Origin of the sequence: Bradyrhizobium sp. 1200_D9_N1_1, from assembly GCF_052075915.1 — a bacterium.
Classification (GTDB): Bacteria; Pseudomonadota; Alphaproteobacteria; order Rhizobiales; family Xanthobacteraceae; genus Bradyrhizobium; species Bradyrhizobium diazoefficiens.
Window position 1 is genome coordinate 5,166,362 of sequence record NZ_CP197226.1, and the last position, 14,995, is coordinate 5,181,356.

The 14,995-nt window shown below is 65.9% G+C and carries 13 protein-coding genes; 5 read left to right on the plus strand and 8 right to left on the minus strand.

Annotated features, from left to right (window positions below):
- The first annotated feature begins 5 nt into the window (after positions 1-5).
- Entirely contained in the window at positions 6-1,628 is a 1,623-nt protein-coding gene (locus AB5K84_RS25065; protein WP_011087157.1) for a peptidoglycan DD-metalloendopeptidase family protein, read from the plus strand.
- Between the two features lie 168 nt (positions 1,629-1,796).
- Positions 1,797-2,705, plus strand: coding sequence for an amino acid ABC transporter substrate-binding protein (locus tag AB5K84_RS25070; RefSeq protein ID WP_011087156.1), 909 nt, complete (start codon positions 1,797-1,799; stop codon positions 2,703-2,705).
- Positions 2,706-2,811: 106 nt separating this feature from the next.
- Here the strand turns inward: AB5K84_RS25070 and AB5K84_RS25075 are convergent, their stop codons facing one another.
- Positions 2,812-3,315, minus strand: coding sequence for a cupin domain-containing protein (locus AB5K84_RS25075; protein ID WP_011087155.1), 504 nt, complete (start codon positions 3,313-3,315; stop codon positions 2,812-2,814).
- Positions 3,316-3,344: 29 nt separating this feature from the next.
- On the minus strand, positions 3,345-3,821 hold the full coding sequence (locus AB5K84_RS25080) for a carboxymuconolactone decarboxylase family protein (protein ID WP_011087154.1): 477 nt from the start codon (positions 3,819-3,821) through the stop codon (positions 3,345-3,347).
- A 54-nt stretch (positions 3,822-3,875) separates the two neighbouring features.
- Between AB5K84_RS25080 and AB5K84_RS25085 the strand changes: the two genes are divergently transcribed.
- On the plus strand, positions 3,876-4,406 hold the full coding sequence (locus AB5K84_RS25085) for a MarR family winged helix-turn-helix transcriptional regulator (RefSeq protein WP_011087153.1): 531 nt from the start codon (positions 3,876-3,878) through the stop codon (positions 4,404-4,406).
- Between the two features lie 385 nt (positions 4,407-4,791).
- Entirely contained in the window at positions 4,792-6,021 is a 1,230-nt protein-coding gene (locus tag AB5K84_RS25090; protein WP_011087152.1) for a lytic murein transglycosylase, read from the plus strand.
- Positions 6,022-6,143: 122 nt separating this feature from the next.
- Here the strand turns inward: AB5K84_RS25090 and AB5K84_RS25095 are convergent, their stop codons facing one another.
- The 3 genes from AB5K84_RS25095 to recJ all read right to left on the minus strand — a co-directional run bounded on the left by AB5K84_RS25095 (position 6,144) and on the right by recJ (position 9,732).
- Positions 6,144-6,941 carry an aldolase gene (locus AB5K84_RS25095; RefSeq protein WP_038967118.1) on the minus strand — a complete coding sequence of 266 codons (798 nt, stop codon included), beginning with the start codon at positions 6,939-6,941 and terminating at the stop codon, positions 6,144-6,146.
- A 108-nt stretch (positions 6,942-7,049) separates the two neighbouring features.
- Positions 7,050-7,859, minus strand: a complete 810-nt coding sequence (locus AB5K84_RS25100; protein WP_038967134.1) for an SDR family NAD(P)-dependent oxidoreductase — start codon at positions 7,857-7,859, stop codon at positions 7,050-7,052.
- A 31-nt stretch (positions 7,860-7,890) separates the two neighbouring features.
- Positions 7,891-9,732: a single-stranded-DNA-specific exonuclease RecJ gene (gene recJ / locus AB5K84_RS25105; RefSeq protein ID WP_038967117.1), complete on the minus strand. Its 1,842-nt coding sequence runs from the start codon at positions 9,730-9,732 to the stop codon at positions 7,891-7,893.
- A gap of 287 nt (positions 9,733-10,019) precedes the next feature.
- Here recJ and AB5K84_RS25110 point away from each other — a divergent pair, with 287 nt between their 5' ends.
- Entirely contained in the window at positions 10,020-11,096 is a 1,077-nt protein-coding gene (locus AB5K84_RS25110; RefSeq protein WP_011087148.1) for a methyl-accepting chemotaxis protein, read from the plus strand.
- Positions 11,097-11,291: 195 nt separating this feature from the next.
- On the opposite strand, the gene AB5K84_RS25115 is transcribed toward AB5K84_RS25110, so the two are convergent.
- The 3 genes from AB5K84_RS25115 to AB5K84_RS25125 all read right to left on the minus strand — a co-directional run bounded on the left by AB5K84_RS25115 (position 11,292) and on the right by AB5K84_RS25125 (position 14,987).
- Positions 11,292-12,299 (minus strand): L,D-transpeptidase family protein, encoded by a 1,008-nt coding sequence (locus AB5K84_RS25115; protein WP_038967133.1) that lies wholly within the window; start codon positions 12,297-12,299, stop codon positions 11,292-11,294.
- A gap of 145 nt (positions 12,300-12,444) precedes the next feature.
- Positions 12,445-13,449: a 4-hydroxythreonine-4-phosphate dehydrogenase PdxA gene (locus AB5K84_RS25120; protein WP_011087146.1), complete on the minus strand. Its 1,005-nt coding sequence runs from the start codon at positions 13,447-13,449 to the stop codon at positions 12,445-12,447.
- Positions 13,446-14,987 carry a tripartite tricarboxylate transporter permease gene (locus tag AB5K84_RS25125; RefSeq protein WP_011087145.1) on the minus strand — a complete coding sequence of 514 codons (1,542 nt, stop codon included), beginning with the start codon at positions 14,985-14,987 and terminating at the stop codon, positions 13,446-13,448. The genes AB5K84_RS25120 and AB5K84_RS25125 overlap by 4 nt, the downstream gene beginning before the upstream one ends.
- Positions 14,988-14,995: the final 8 nt, after the last annotated feature.

The following is a 14,995-nucleotide window of genomic DNA, read 5'->3' on the forward strand; positions in this document are numbered from 1 at the left end:
AACAGGTGCCGCCGGGGGGCGAGACAGTGGATAGGAAGAGTTTCCGCTTCGTCTCGCTTCTTTTGGCGTCGCTGTCGCTCCTCACCGCCACTCCGCTCGCTGCGGACGAATTCCGCAGCCCCTCGCTCACGGCCCTGCGCGTCGATTGGCGCGCAGCGCTCGACCAGCTCCGCACCGAGATCAACAGCCACCCCCGGGCCGCGGACGATTTCATCTTCGTGCCTCGCCGTTCCGTGCCGCGCTACGATCCGCGCGCGATGCCGGCACTGGTGCAGCTCAACGCAATCTCCTCCCAATTCTTCACCGGCATTGCCCGCAGCTCCGTGCCCGTGCTGCTGCCGTTCGACGCCGGCGCCTATCGCGAGGCCCAGCGCAACGGCGCGCCGCCGAGCCTGTCGCTGTCGCGCTATCAGGCTGATTTCAACCCCGTCGATATGTTCGACGCCGGCCCCGCCGGATATAGCGCGAGCTTCTCGCTCGAACCCGGCGCCGGTGACGGCATGCCGACGCGTGTCTTCGCAAGACCCGTCGAGGTGCAGATCACGGGCTCTGCGCTGCTCTATGACATCGCCGATCCCGCCGGCGGCAAGGGTGAGCCGGTCAAGCCGCTTGCAGCCCATTATCCGGACCTGCGCAGGTTCATCCGCGAAGGCTATGTGCGCTACGCCTTCACTCGGTTCGGCGTCGCCTATGTCGTCTCCATCCAGTGCCTGGACAGTGTCGCAAAACCGCGGCGGCTTGCCTGCAAGGAGGCCTATCCGGTTGCCGAACGCTTCCTGAAGGCGCTGCGCGTCGCCGGCGGCCAGCGCATGCGGCCGCTGATGGACGTTGCCTCCGACATCATCGATCGTCCTTCAGGGCGCTCGGCCGATTTCAGCTACCGGCCGAGCGGCGACATCATCCCGAACACCGGCTACCGCAACAAGAGCGGCCATCCGGACGTGATGGCCTATGCGCAGATCCGCTTCCCGCTGGAGAAGGCGCCCGCCTTCGTGCGCTCGCAATCCTACGGCAGGCGCGACAAGAACGAGAGTCCGACGGCCTACCCCTGGCGCGACAATTTCTGCGAGTCCCGCAGCTTCGAAGTCGGGCAATGCGGCGGCGGTTACGGCCACCAGGGCGAGGACATCCGCGCCGCCGAGTGCCCGCCGCCCGGCGAAGGTCGCGCCCCCTGCGATCCCAAGCAGCGCGCCGTCGTCGCCGTGCGCGACGCCATCGTGATCCGCGCATCCAAGGACCAGGCCGCGACGCTCGAGATCAACAGCCGCACCGAGCACATGCGCTTCCGCTACATGCACATGAACCCGCAGGTGATGAACGCCGACGGCGTGCTTAACGGCCGCATCGTGACCGAAGGCGAGAAGATCGGCGTGGTCTCGAACTATCTCGACCATCCCGCCGGCACGTCGATGCATCTGCATTTCGACGTCCAGGTGTTCACCCGCGACGGCTGGATCTGGGTCAGCCCCTACGTCACGCTGGTCTCCGCCTATGAGCGGCTGATCCGTGCCCGCGGCCGCGAGGTCGGCCCGGAGATCGCGGGCGGCCCGCAGCCTGTGGCACATGCGCTGCCTGAGGACGTGATCAAGCCGGATCAGCGCGAGGGCTCGAGCAGCGAGGAGAATTGAGGCAACTCGCGCCTCACCGCGCGGCGCGCCTCGATGACGATCTCATGACGCCCCTTTCGGCGCACGAGGCTTAAGCGGATCGGCGTCCCGACCTCCCCGAACGACCCGGCCTTCTCTGGCCCCAGAATTGCTTGGCTTCCGGCAAGCAAACTGGAGAAAGGGAAGCACATGCGTTGTCTGACCACGGCGGTCATCGTGGCCGTCGCATTCGCCGTGCCGGCTCATGCGCAGGAATTGACCGGTACGCTGAAGAAGATCAAGGAGACCGGCGCGATCACGCTCGGGGTGCGCGACAGTGCAGTGCCCTTCAGCTATATCGACGAGAAGCAGAAGACCGTCGGCTACGCCATCGACATCTGCATGAAGATCGTCGAGGAGATCAAGGCCGAGTTGAAGCTGGACAAGCTCGCGGTCAACGAGAACCTCGTCACCTCGTCCAACCGCATTCCACTGATGGCGAACGGCACCATCGACCTCGAATGCGGCTCGACGACCAATAACGCCGACCGCCAGAAGCAGGTGTGGTTCACCAACACGCATTTCCTCACGGCGAGCCGCTTCGTGTCGAAGAAGGCTTCGAAGCTCGATCAGGTCGATGACCTCAAGGGCAAGGCCGTCGTCTCGGTCGCGGGCACCACCAACATCACCCAGCTCAACAAGGCCAACGCCGCGCGCGCGCTCGGGATCAACGTCATGAATGCAAAGGACGTCCCCGAGGCGTTCCTGATGGTCGAGACTGACCGGGCCGAGGCCTTCGTCATGGACGACATCCAGCTCGCGGCCATGATCGCCTCAGCGAAGGATCCGTCGCTCTACGCCATCAGCTCCGGCGCCTTCTCCGATCCGGAGCCCTACGGCATCATGCTGCGCAAGGACGACGCACAGTTCAAGGCCGTGGTCGATCGTGCCACGGCAAAACTCTACAAGAGCCCGGAGATCGAGAAGATCTACAACAAATGGTTCATGGAGCCGGTGCCGCCGCGCGGCCTGAACTTCCACGTGCCGATGCCGGTGTCGATGAAGAAGTCGTTCGAGCACCCGTCCGACAATCCCGATCCGGCGTCGTATGGTGGCTGACGAGATCGCGGAGCACGCCGATCGTATAGTCGGGATGCGCGAAGCGACATCCGGGATGTTCACGACAACTGTTCCCGGGTGTCGCTTCGCTCGCCCGGGCTACGAACTAGTCCAGAAACGTCGTTAGCTGCGCGCCCTCGTCCGCCACGAACACCGCGATCAATTCCGCCGGCTGCGTGGCGCTGGCATTCGCCGACACCAGATGCGTCGCGCCGGGCGGCTCGAAGAAGGACTGGCCGACGCCAAACGTCTCGACCGGGCCGCCACCGAGCTGGGAGCGGATCTCACCCTTGGTGACGTAGGCGGTCACCGAGCCCGCGTGGCGATGCGGCCGCGTAAATCCGCCGGGGCCGTAGAAAACGCGCACGATGGTCACGCGCTTGCCCGGCACGTTCGGCAATGCATAGGAGCCGATCGGCTCGACCTTGTCGAGCGGCGAACTCTCCGCGGCTGTCGCGCAGAGCGGCGCGAGCGCGCCGGATACGGTCTCCATCGTCAGCGGCAGCGCCTTGCCGATCGCGAGTGCGCAGGCGAGCCCGCCGGCAACGGCCAGCGCCATTGAACGCGACGGCACCGGGCGTTGCGTGGTGGCCAGACTCATTGCTGTCATGACAACCTCCCCTTTTTCCCTGATGGCAATCAGGATGCGGCATTCGTTGCGACCGGCCGCTTCGCCGGCGTCCAGCGATAGGCCGCGCCAAACCGGTTCCAGACGTTGATCGAGGCGACCGCCGAGGTCAGGTACATCAGCTCGGACTCGGAGAATTCGCTGGTCACTTCCGCGTAGACCTCGTCGCTGACGCCGTCGGGCAGGAAGGTCAGGGCTTCGGTCCAGGCCAATGCCGCACGCTCGCGCGCCGAGTAGATCGGTGCCTCGCGCCAGACCGCGACCAGATTGAGCTTGTCCACGGGCACGCCGATGCGCTCCGAGAGCAGGATATGATGCTGCACGCAGAAGGCGCAGCCGTTGATCTGCGAGGCGCGCAACTTGACCAGTTCGAGAAGCTGCTTGTCGAGGCCGGCCTTGGCCGCAACCTGGCCCAGCGCCAGCACCAGATCATACGCGTCGGGCGCAATCCTCTTGAAATCCTCATATTCGCTGCGGGCGTGTGACATTGCCGTGCACCTCGTGTTATTGTAAGAGCACTTATACTGTATAAGAGCTCTTATATGATGCGCAAGGCCGCTGACTTCACAAGATCGAAAAGCCCGCGGAAGGCCTCCGCCGCTTCCGACGGGAGCGCGGTCCACGTGCCCGCCCCGGGGGAAGGCAAACGCGGCGAGCAAGGCTATCTCGGCTATCTGCTGCGCCAGGCCCATGCCGCGGTCCGCCTGACGATGGAACGGACGCTCGCCGATCTCGGCGTGACCTCGCCGCAATTTGCCGTGCTGACAATGCTGAACGCCTATCCAGGCCTGTCGGGCGCCGACGTCGCCCGCCTCACCTTCCTGACGCCGCAGACGGTCGGCGTCATCATCCGCAACCTCGAACGCGACGGCGCGATTGCGATGACGCCTCATCCCGTCCACGGCCGCATCCAGCAATGGACCCTGACGCCGCGCGGCGCGACGCTGCTGAAGGCCTGCCGGGATCGGGTGATCGCGCTGGAAAAACGCCTCGCCCGGAATCTGGATAGCAAGGCGGAAACAACGGTCCGGCGCTGGCTCGCCGGAATCGCGGCCGATCTGCAGGACGACTAGACCGCGCCGGGACTAGCCCTGGCCGCCGAAGCCTCCGTCGCCGCCATCGGCATCCGACAAGTCGCCGACGGCGCCATCGCCCTGAATGCCTCGGCCAAAGTTTTCCGCAATGATCGTCAGGATCACGACGAACGGCCCTGCGCCGAACGGCCAGGGAGCACGGATGATGTCGAACAGCTACCGCATGCGCGTATTCTGCATGACAAGAGCGAACCGACCGTAAAGCGGCTGAGCAAAAAATCGGGGAATGGCGCTTTCGTGTGCTTGGCCCCACCCGCCCTTCAACATCTTCTTAACCTCACCATCGGGCCGTGCGGCGGGTCGCCTGTTCCCAACGTTCCAGGAACCGGCTCACAGGCGCCATGTTTCCCGCTAGACTGCACACATGAAACAAGCTGATTCCTCGGCCAATCACACCCGCCGCACCTTGCTGAAGTCTGCGCTCGGCGTGGCAGCCATCGTCGCGTCACCCACCTGCGCCCTCGCCGCGCCGCCAGGCTTCGATGAGTGGCGCGAGAGTTTTCGCGCACGCGCAATGGCGAAGGGCATTTCGGCCGCGACCTGGCAGCGCGCAATGGCGCGGGTCGAGCCCGACATGAGCGTGTTCAAGCAGATGCGCAACCAGCCCGAATTCCACGAGCAGGTCTGGCAATACATCAACCGCCGCGTCTCCGACTGGCGCATCATCAACGGCAAGATCGCGCTGAAGAACAACGAGGCCCTGCTCGCGCGCATCGAGCGCGACTTCGGCGTCGAGCGCGGCACGCTGCTGGCGCTGTGGGGCGTCGAGTCCGCTTATGGCGATCCGCTGGTGCAGCAGAACCACATGACGCCGGTGTTTCCCTCGCTCGCCGCGCTCGCCTGGAACGAGCCGCGCCGCAAGGCCTATTGGGAGACCGAGTTGATCAACGCGCTACGCATCGTCGACAAGGGCTGGAGCACGCCGGAGGAGATGAAGGGCTCCTGGGCCGGTGCGATGGGGCATTCGCAATGGATGCCCGAAGTCTGGCTCAATGTCGGCATCGACTATGACGGCGACGGCAAGGTGTCGCCATTCGGCAAGCCCGACGACGCGCTGGGCTCGACGGCAAAGTACCTGGTCAATCGCGGCAAGTGGCGCCGCGGCGAGCATTGGGGCTACGAGGTGCGCGCATCCGGCGACGTGAGCGGCAGCCGGACCTATGCGGCCTGGGCGTCAGCCGGCGTCACCCGCGCCGATGGCCAACCGTTCCCGCAGCCCAATGCATCGGCGCAGATGTGGACGCCGGTTGCGGGCGGACCGACGTTCCTGCTGGGGCCGAATTTCTACTCGGTGAAAAGCTACAATCCCTCGATGAACTATGCGCTGGCGATCTGCCATCTCGGCGACCGCTGCCTCGGCGCACCGCCCTTCATCCAGCCCTTCCCCGGCTCCGAGCGCGCGCTGACGCTCGCCGAGGTCCAGGAGATGCAGACGCGACTGACCAAGGCCGGGTTCGACACCGGCGGCACCGACGGCCGCGTCGGCAACGACACCATGAAGGCGATCAAGGATTTCCAGCAACACGCGGGGATCACGCCGGCGGACGGCTATGGCGGGCTGAAGGTGCTGGCGAGGCTGCGGCAAGGGCCGTAGGAGCCGGTCATTCCGGGGCGCGCCACTCGGCGCGAGCCCGGAATCCATTCCTCCACGTCGCTCGCTGCGCGATGGATTCCGGGCTTGCGCTTCGCGCGCCCCGGAATGACGGCCCCAAGAGATCAGTGCCTGTACTGCGGCTCCTCAGCATCAAGCTGTCTACGGATCGCAGCCAGATGCAACCGCGCGGATTCGGAATCGCCCTCGCGCATCTGCTTGTAGGTCTCGGCCGCAATCGCGGGATCGACGGCCAGCACCTTGCGTCCCGTCGACATCGCCAGCACCTGCACCTCGGCAGCGCGCTCGAGGTAGTAGAGATCGTCCCAGGCCTCCGCGATGGTCGGCGCCAGCACCATCACGCCGTGATGCTTCATGAAGACGATGTCGGCATCGCCGACGGCGGATGCGATCCGCGCGCCTTCGCGGTTGTCGAGCGCAAGGCCGTTGTAGTCGCGGTCGACCGCGGTGCGGCCGTAGAATTTCAGCGCGGTCTGGCCGGCCCAGATCAGGGGATCGCCCTCGGTCATCGACAGCGCGGTGGCGTAGGGCATGTGGGTGTGGAACGCGACCTTGGCGCGCGGCAGGCGCTTGTGCATCTCGGCGTGGATGTAGAACGCCGTCGCCTCGGGTACGCCCTCGCCGTCGAGCACGTTGCCGTGGAAGTCGCATATCAAGAGCTTTGACGCGGTCAGCTCGCGGAAGGCGTAGCCGTAGGGGTTGACGAGGAACAGGTCGTCGTGGCCCGGCACCACGGCCGAGAAGTGGTTGCAGATGCCCTCCTCAAAGCCGTTGCGCGCGGCCATGCGGAAGCAGGCGGCGAGATCCTCGCGCGCGGTGCGGATCGCGTCGGTGGCAAGGTCCGGCCGGTTCGAGCGGAATGGCGCCGGCGTGGATGACGAGGAGTGAAGGCTGTGCGCCATGGCGAAGGACACCTTTGTCGGTCGAGAGCTGCGCGCCTTGTACAGGGCCGACGCCTGCGCGTCAGCCCCCGCGGGCGCCACCCTGCCCTTCGCAGCCCGCGCGGCGGCTTATTGCCGCCGCGGCACGCCGCCGGCGTTCATACCGCCGTCGATCACGAGCTCGCTGCCGGTGACGTAACGCGAGGCATCTGACGCCAGATACAGCACGCCGGAGGCAATCTCCGCGGCCTGCCCGGCGCGGGCAAGCGGCGTGACGACCCGGGCCCGTTCCTCCGGATCGATCGGCGCATTGCCCTGGTTGCCGGTCGCCCCCGTCGGGATCTTGCCCCAGATCGGAGTGTCGATGATGCCGGGATGAACGGAATTGACGCGAATGCCATCGCCCACGGCCGCGCACTCCATCGCGATCGATTTCGCAAACAGCCGCACGCCGCCTTTGGTCGCCGAATAGGCCGACAACCCCGGCGCGCCGCGCAGGCCCGCCAGCGAGGACATCATGACGATCGAGCCGCCGCCGGTCTTGCGCATCAAAGGCAGGCAATGCTTGACCGAGAGAAACACGCCGTCGAGGTTGATCGCGTTCTGCTTGCGCCAGTCACCGAGCGTCATGTCGACGATCGAGGGCACGGCAATGCCGATGCCGGCATTGGAGACCATGATGTCGAGCCGGCCGTAGCGCTTGGCGATCTCGGCGACGATCTCGATCCAGCGTTCCTCGCTGCTGACGTCCTGCTCCAGGAAGATCGCCTTGCCGCCGGCCTTTGTGATGCGCTTGGCGAGCTCGGGGCCGCGCAACTCGTCGACGTCGGTTGCGATGACGGTGGCGCCCTCGCGCGCGAACAGCTCGACGATCGCCTCGCCGATGCCGGAGGCGCCGCCCGTCACCAGCGCGACCTTGCCCTCAACCTGCCCTGCCATGTTCACTCCCTTTTCTTGTTGTTTGAGGCCGCTACTTAATCACGGATGGCCCCTGGTCCGGTAGCGCGACGTCGATGACGCGGAACTGCACACGCTCGGCGCCCTGATAGCGGTCGACCGACAACGATCCCGCGACATGCAATTGCTGACCGCGATTGGCGACCAACGCGTTGCCGAGTTTTTGTCCGACCGAACGGAAGGCGATCCCGTTGACGATGGCGCCATCGCCGGACTTGAAGCGCAAACGCAGATGCGCCTGGCCGACCTCATCGGCATAGACGAGCTGATGCGCCGGCAGCGCCAGCACGGCTTCCGGATTGCCGCTGCCAAAGGGCCCTGCGCGGTTGAGCGTCGCCGCAAGCTCCGTCGTCACCGCGCGCGCGGAGACGGCGCCGTCGATATAGAGCTCGTTGACGTGGCGCGCCTCGGCGACGTCGCGCGCCAGCGCATTTTCGAGATAGGCGCGGAATTCGGCGAGCTTCTCCTTGCGCAGCGTGACGCCCGCGGCCATCGCGTGGCCGCCGCCCTTGAGCAGGATGCCGTCGGTGACCGCCTGCCGCACCGCCTTGCCGATATCGACGCCGGCGATCGAGCGCCCGGAGCCGGTGCCGATGCCGCCGGGCTCGAGTGCGATCGCAAAGGCGGGCCGCGAAAACTTCTCCTTCAGGCGGGAAGCGACGAGGCCGACCACGCCGGGGTGCCAGCCTTCGGACGCCGTGACGATGACGCCGAGCTTGTCCTCCAGTCCGATCGAGGCCAGCGCCTCGGCCTCGGCTTGCGCTTCCGCGGCCTGCTCGATGACACGGCGTTCGGTGTTGAGGCGATCGAGTTCAGCCGCGATCCGCGCGGCTTCGACGCTGTCGCCTTCGAGCAGGAGCCGCACACCGAGATCGGCGCGGCCGATCCGGCCGCCGGCATTGACCCGCGGCCCCAGCATGAAGCCGAGATGCCAGGCCTCCGGCGGGCCGTTGAGCCGCGCCACGTCCATCAGCGCGGTGTGGCCGACATGATCGCGCCGCCGCATCGCGATCAGCCCCTTGGCGACGAAGGCGCGGTTGAGTCCGATCAATGGCGCGACATCGGCGACCGTGCCGAGCGCGACGTGATGCAGCATGCCGAGCAGATCGGGCTCGGGCATCTCCGCATTCCAGAAGCCGCGTTGGCGCAATTCGCGATTGACCGCGACCAGTGTCACCAGCACGAGACCGACCGCGGCGAGATGGCCAAGGCCCGAGAGATCGTCGAGCCGGTTCGGATTGACCAGTGCGTCGACCAGCGGCAGCTCCGTCCCGGCCTGGTGGTGATCGATCACGACCACGGACATGCCGAGGCGCTTGGCCTCAGCCAGCGGCTCGATGCTGGTGGTGCCGCAATCGACGGTGACGAGCAGCGTGGCGCCCTTCGCGGCCAGCCCGCGCACGGCTTCGGTATTGGGCCCGTAGCCCTCGAAGATCCGGTCGGGAATGTGGATCAGCGGATCGAGCCCGCAATGGCGCAAGTGCCAGGCCAGCAGCGCCGCCGAGGTCGCGCCGTCGACGTCGTAGTCGCCGAAGATCGCGACCTTCTCGCCCTTCGCCGCGGCATCGGCGATGCGCTTTGCGGCGGCCTCCATCTCCGTCACCGTGAAGGGGTCCGGCATGAGCTTGCGGATGGTCGGGTCCAGGAAGTCCGGCACCGCGTCGATATCGACCCCGCGCCCCGCCAGAACCCGCGCCAGCAGTTCCGGCAACTGGTGCCGCTGCACAATGGCGAGCGCCTGGGCCGCCCCGCGGGCGTCCAGCCGGTCGCGCCAGAGCTTGTCGGTGAGCGAGCGCGTCACCCCCAGGAACGCCTGGGGCGCTTCGACGGGCAAGGCAGTGGTAGGCGGCGTCATGACGAGCGGCAATCTGTTGGGAACTCGAGGTTCGGGCGAACACGCGAGGCGCCCGGTCACTGGCTTAAGGGGATTGGCCAGGAAACCCCGGCGATTTGCAACGGCCGGGCTGCACAAAGCGGTGGATGGCCAGCCGACGGGCCGGAGTGACTATCATTTGGGCATTCCACCGAACAGCAAATTAAGCAGGCGTTAGGCGGAATCCTCGAAAAAGAATCGTATTCGATCTGTAAGCGATTGTTCCGGGTTCATTGCAGATCAGGCCTCATTGCCAAGGGAACTCCCCGATGTCTGCTGTGCTGGGTCTGAAAGCCAAGCCGATTGCCGCCGAACCCGCTGAAGATGATTCCGACATTTCCGCGCTGATCAACCGCCTCACCGCGGAGGTCAACCAGATCGCGGTCGACAAGACCAAGGCGATCCAGCAGATCACCAACCAGATGAAGATGCTGGCGCTAAACGCGCTGATCGAGAGCTCGCGCGCCGGCGCGCAAGGCGCGGGCTTCGCGGTGGTGGCGCAGGAGGTGCGCGGCGTCGGCCAACAGGTCGAGAGCATCGCGCGCGAGCTCGAAACCCAATTGACGAAACGCACCGGGGATCTCGTCGCCTCGATCGACCGCATGAGCCAGCGCTCGCGCGGCGAGCGCATGGTCGATCTGTCGCTCAATGCGGTCGAACTGATCGACCGCAACCTCTATGAGCGCACCTGCGACGTGCGCTGGTGGGCCACCGACTCCGCCGTGGTGGATTGCGCGGCCTCGCCCGCACCGGCGGCAGTCACCGACGCCTCGCAGCGCCTCGGCGTCATCCTCGGCGCCTACACCGTCTATCTCGACCTCTGGCTCTGCGACCTCGACGGCAACGTCATCGCCAATGGCCGCGCCGACCGCTTTCGCGTCGTCGGCCAGAACATCGCCCACACCAAATGGTTTCGCGAGGCGCGGACGTTGCGCTCCGGCGACGACTATGTCGCCGGCGACGTCGAGAACCAGCCGCTGCTCGGCAACGCGCAGGTCGCGACCTATTGCGCCAGCGTCCGCGCCGGCGGCCAGGCCAACGGCACGCCGATCGGCGTGCTCGCCATCCATTTCGACTGGGAGCCGCAGGCCCGCGCCATCGTCCAGGGCGTGCGCGTCGGCGACAGCGACAAGGCACGCGTGCTGCTGGTCGACTCCAATTTCCGCGTGATCGCGGCCTCCGACGGCCAAGGCATTTTGAGCGAGCGCATCTCGCTGTCGCTGAACGGCGAGCGCTCCGGCTTCTATCACGACCGCTCGGGCACGATGATCGCGTTCCACGCGACACCCGGCTACGAGACCTATCGCGGCCTCGGCTGGTATGGCGTGATCATCTGCGGAGCCTGAGGCCAGGATCCGTCCGCTCGATAAAAAATCGCAAAACAACCCCATACACAGTAGCCGGGCGTTGTTTTCATTAGTGTTTTTCCTGCAGCTCAAGCTGTTTTGACGCGTCGGGCAAAACAGTGGCATTATGCGACTATTCCGAAATCCGAAAACGCACTCGTTGCCTTGGGCCGGCGACCGCCGTGTGAGCGCCCCTCACTTGGCGCCCTCCACAAAGGCGACCGGCGTGCCTTTCGCGACGCTCCCAGCGACGCGTTCGGCGTCCCAATTGGTGAGACGCACGCAGCCGTGAGATTCCGCTTTGGAAATCTTGTCCGGCGAAGGCGTGCCGTGAATGCCGTAGCCTTCGGCGGACAAGTTGATCCACACCGTCCCAACCGGATTGTTCGGACCTGGTTTGATGGTAAAGGGCTTGCGCGAACGGACGCCCTTGAAGTGATAGGCGGGATTGTAGCGATAGAGCGGATTCTTGCTGACTTCGGTGACCTTGAGCGTGCCTGAGGGCGACGGCTTGTCCTCGCTTCCCACAGTCGCCGGATAAAATCCGATCAGCGCATTCGACTTGTCGAACAGTTTGACGGTCTGCCTGACCTTGTCGACCTCGACCCTGTCTGCCTTTGCAGGCGCACCCTCTCCCGCACTGGCAGTGTCCACCACGACGATGGTGTCGCCGGCGCGATCAAAACGGCGCCCGGGGTTGAGCGCCGCCAGAAGCTGCTCGCTCATGTGAAATTTCTCGGCCAGGGCTTCGCGCGGACTGGTGAAGCCGAGCTTCGGGATGTCCTTCATGTCCTCCATCTTCGACGGCAGCTTGTTCAGGAAAGGACCCGCCGCGTCCCGCTCGGTGATGGTGTAGGTCAGCGTGACCGGCCGCTCGTCCGCCCGCAGCGCCTTCCAAACCTCCTCCATCGGAGCCTCCGAGCCCGGCAACTGCCGGGCTTCCGCATAGGCGCGTAGCGCCTTCTTCGCATTCTCCCCGAACCTGCCGTCGATCTCGCCGGGCGAGAAATGCGCCCTGTCCAGAAGCACTTGCAACCGCACGCCCGCCGGAGTCGGCTTTTCGTTCGAGAGAGTCTTCTTCGATGGCTCGGCGGACTCGATGACGGCCGGGCTGATCTCGGCCGCGAACGCGGGTGCTGCCGCCAGAACAAGGATCAGAACGATGCAGAATACCTGGGCGCGATCGACCGACCGGGCGCTCATCATCGTCCTTCGCGACCCGCGATCGCCCATGTGCCAGCTCCGGGATGGAGACATTCACCGAATTGGCAACTCGGAGCGACCACGGAAGTTTCTAGTTTTTCCCGAGGGCGACTGGCGCAGCCGACGAGCTAGTGCCCGTGGTCGATCACCCAGCACGGCGCCCGGCCATCTCCGCCGCGAGCAGCAGCGCGGCGCGGCTGGCCCCGATCGATGCGATGCCCTGGCCTGCGATGTCGTAGGCGGTGCCGTGCGCGGGCGTGCAGATCGGGAATGGAAAGCCGCCGAGCAAGGTCACGCCGCGATCAAAGCCCATCAGCTTCATCGCGATCTGGCCTTGGTCATGATACATCGTCAGCACCGCGTCGAAGGCGCCGCCCTTGGCGCGCAGGAACACGGTGTCGGCCGGGAACGGCCCCTCCGCGGCAATGCCCTCGCGCTGGCCGGCCGCGACCACCGGCTCAATCATGTCGATCTCCTCGCGGCCGAAATTGCCGCCGTCGCCGGCGTGAGGATTGAGACCCGCAACCGCAATGCGCGGGCGCGCAAAGCCGGCGTTGCGCATGCAAGCATCGGTCAGTTTCAGCGCGCGGTGGATGCGTTCGCTGGACAGCTTTGCAGCCACATCCCTAAGCGGGATGTGGGACGTGACCCGCGCGTTCCAGAGCCGGTCCAGCACGTTGAACTCGCTGGCCGGCGTCTGGAGGCCGACCACCTCCGCGGAAAACGCGATCTCGTCGTCATACTCGGCGCGGGCAAGGCGCATCGCCTGCTTATTGAAGGGGGTGAAGCAGACCGCATCGACGCGGCCGTCGCGGCCGAGTTCGAGCGCGTGCCGGTAATTGGTCAGCGCGAATTTTCCGCCGGCAAGCGTCGCGGTCTTCGGCTCGACGTCCCTGGGGTCGAGGTGGCGAAGATCGACAAACAGCGCGTCGCCCTGCGCCGATCGAAGGTCGGCCCCCTGCTCCACCATGGTCAGGTCCGGCTTGGCGCCCGCAACGTGCGCGCCCTCGTCGAAGATGCGGCGGTCGCCGATCACCACGAGCCGGCAGCTCGCGCGGATGTCGCCCTCCACCACGAGCTTCGCCGTCAGCTCCGGGCTGATGCCGGCGGGATCTCCCATCGCCAGTGCAATGAGCGGCTTTGCGGTCATATGATCACCTTCTCCTGAGCTGTCGTCTCATTCCTGTCGGATGGCGTGGGCTTGCGCAGCAAACGCGCGAGCTGCAACGCGAGCGGAAGCAGCAGCAGCGTGATGCCGGCCACGATCAGGCACGTCACCAGCTTGTTCGCAAAGAAGATCCCGAGCGATCCCTTCGACATCAGCATCGACTGCCGGAACGCATCCTCGGCCTTGTCGCCGATGACGATCGCGAGCACCAGCGGCGCCAGCGGATAGAACAGCTTCTTGAAGAGATAGCCGACGACACCGAAGCCAAGCATCATCACCACGTCGAGATAGGAGTTCGACACCGAATAGGCGCCGACGACGCAGATGATCACGATCAGGGGCGCGATGACCACGAACGGGATTCGCATCAAGGCGGCGAAGACCGGAACGGTCAGCAGCACCAGCGCAACCGCGACGATGTTGCCGACATACATCGAGGCGATCAGGCCCCAGACAAAATCCTTCTGGTCGACGAACAGCATCGGCCCTGGATTGAGGCCCCAGATCATCAGCCCGCCCATCATGACGGCCGCGGTCGCCGAGCCTGGAATGCCGAGCGAGAGCATCGGCAGCAGCGCGCTGGTGCCCGCGGCATGGTCGGCCGTCTCCGGCGAGATGATGCCTTCGAGCTCGCCGGTGCCGAAATATCGGCCGCGGCGCGAGAAGCGGCGGGCGATGCCGTAGCTCATGAAGGATGCGGCGGTCGGGCCGCCCGGCGTGATCCCCATCCAGCACCCGATCGCGGCGCTCCGCAGCAGCGCAACGCTATGCCGCGGAAGGCGGCCGACTGCGCGAAACACCTCGCGCCAATCGATCTTCGAGGAGACGGCGCGGGCATGGAATTCCTCCTCGACGGCAACCAGCAGTTCGCCGATGCCGAACAGACCCATCACCGCGACGACGAAGTTCACCCCCTTGACCAGCTCGTCGATGCCCATGGTCAGCCGGACGCTGCCCGAGACGGTGTCGATGCCGATGGCGGCGATCGCAAAGCCGATCGCGAGCGCCACGACGGTCTTGATCGGGGCCGCCCCGCCCATGCCGACGAAACTCGCAAAGGCCAGGAAATAGACCGCAAAATATTCCGCCGGCCCGAAGGCGAGCGCGACCTGCGCCACCCAGGATGCGAGGAAGGTGATCAGGATGACGCCGACCAGCGCGCCGAACGCAGCCGAACCAAAGGCGGTCGCGAGTGCCGTCGTCGGCCGGCCGTCCCGCGCCATCGGATAGCCGTCGAAGGTGGTTGCGACAGAGGACGGCTCGCCGGGAATGTTGAACAGGATCGAGGTCACCGAGCCGCCGAACAGCGCGCCCCAGTACATGCTGGAGAGCAGGATGATCGCCGACACCGGCTGCATGCCGAAGGTCAGCGGCAGGAGCAGCGACACCCCGTTCGGCGCGCCCAGCCCCGGCAGCACGCCGACGAGAATGCCGAGCAGCACGCCGACCGCCATCAGCAGCAGATGCGGCACGGTGATCGCGATGGTGAAGCCGTGCAGCAGTTCCCCAAGATTATCCATCGGCCTCT

Excerpts from the sequence above, each read along its gene's own strand:
- AB5K84_RS25070 (WP_011087156.1), top strand. The coding sequence starts at position 1,797 with ATGCGTTGTCTGACCACGGCGGTCATCGTGGCCGTCGCATTCGCCGTG.
- AB5K84_RS25075 (WP_011087155.1), bottom strand. The coding sequence starts at position 3,315 with ATGACAGCAATGAGTCTGGCCACCACGCAACGCCCGGTGCCGTCGCGT.
- AB5K84_RS25080 (WP_011087154.1), bottom strand. The coding sequence starts at position 3,821 with ATGTCACACGCCCGCAGCGAATATGAGGATTTCAAGAGGATTGCGCCC.
- AB5K84_RS25085 (WP_011087153.1), top strand. The coding sequence starts at position 3,876 with ATGATGCGCAAGGCCGCTGACTTCACAAGATCGAAAAGCCCGCGGAAG.
- AB5K84_RS25090 (WP_011087152.1), top strand. The coding sequence starts at position 4,792 with ATGAAACAAGCTGATTCCTCGGCCAATCACACCCGCCGCACCTTGCTG.
- AB5K84_RS25095 (WP_038967118.1), bottom strand. The coding sequence starts at position 6,941 with ATGGCGCACAGCCTTCACTCCTCGTCATCCACGCCGGCGCCATTCCGC.
- AB5K84_RS25100 (WP_038967134.1), bottom strand. The coding sequence starts at position 7,859 with ATGGCAGGGCAGGTTGAGGGCAAGGTCGCGCTGGTGACGGGCGGCGCC.
- recJ (WP_038967117.1), bottom strand. The coding sequence starts at position 9,732 with ATGACGCCGCCTACCACTGCCTTGCCCGTCGAAGCGCCCCAGGCGTTC.
- AB5K84_RS25110 (WP_011087148.1), top strand. The coding sequence starts at position 10,020 with ATGTCTGCTGTGCTGGGTCTGAAAGCCAAGCCGATTGCCGCCGAACCC.
- AB5K84_RS25115 (WP_038967133.1), bottom strand. The coding sequence starts at position 12,299 with ATGAGCGCCCGGTCGGTCGATCGCGCCCAGGTATTCTGCATCGTTCTG.
- AB5K84_RS25120 (WP_011087146.1), bottom strand. The coding sequence starts at position 13,449 with ATGACCGCAAAGCCGCTCATTGCACTGGCGATGGGAGATCCCGCCGGC.
- AB5K84_RS25125 (WP_011087145.1), bottom strand. The coding sequence starts at position 14,987 with ATGGATAATCTTGGGGAACTGCTGCACGGCTTCACCATCGCGATCACC.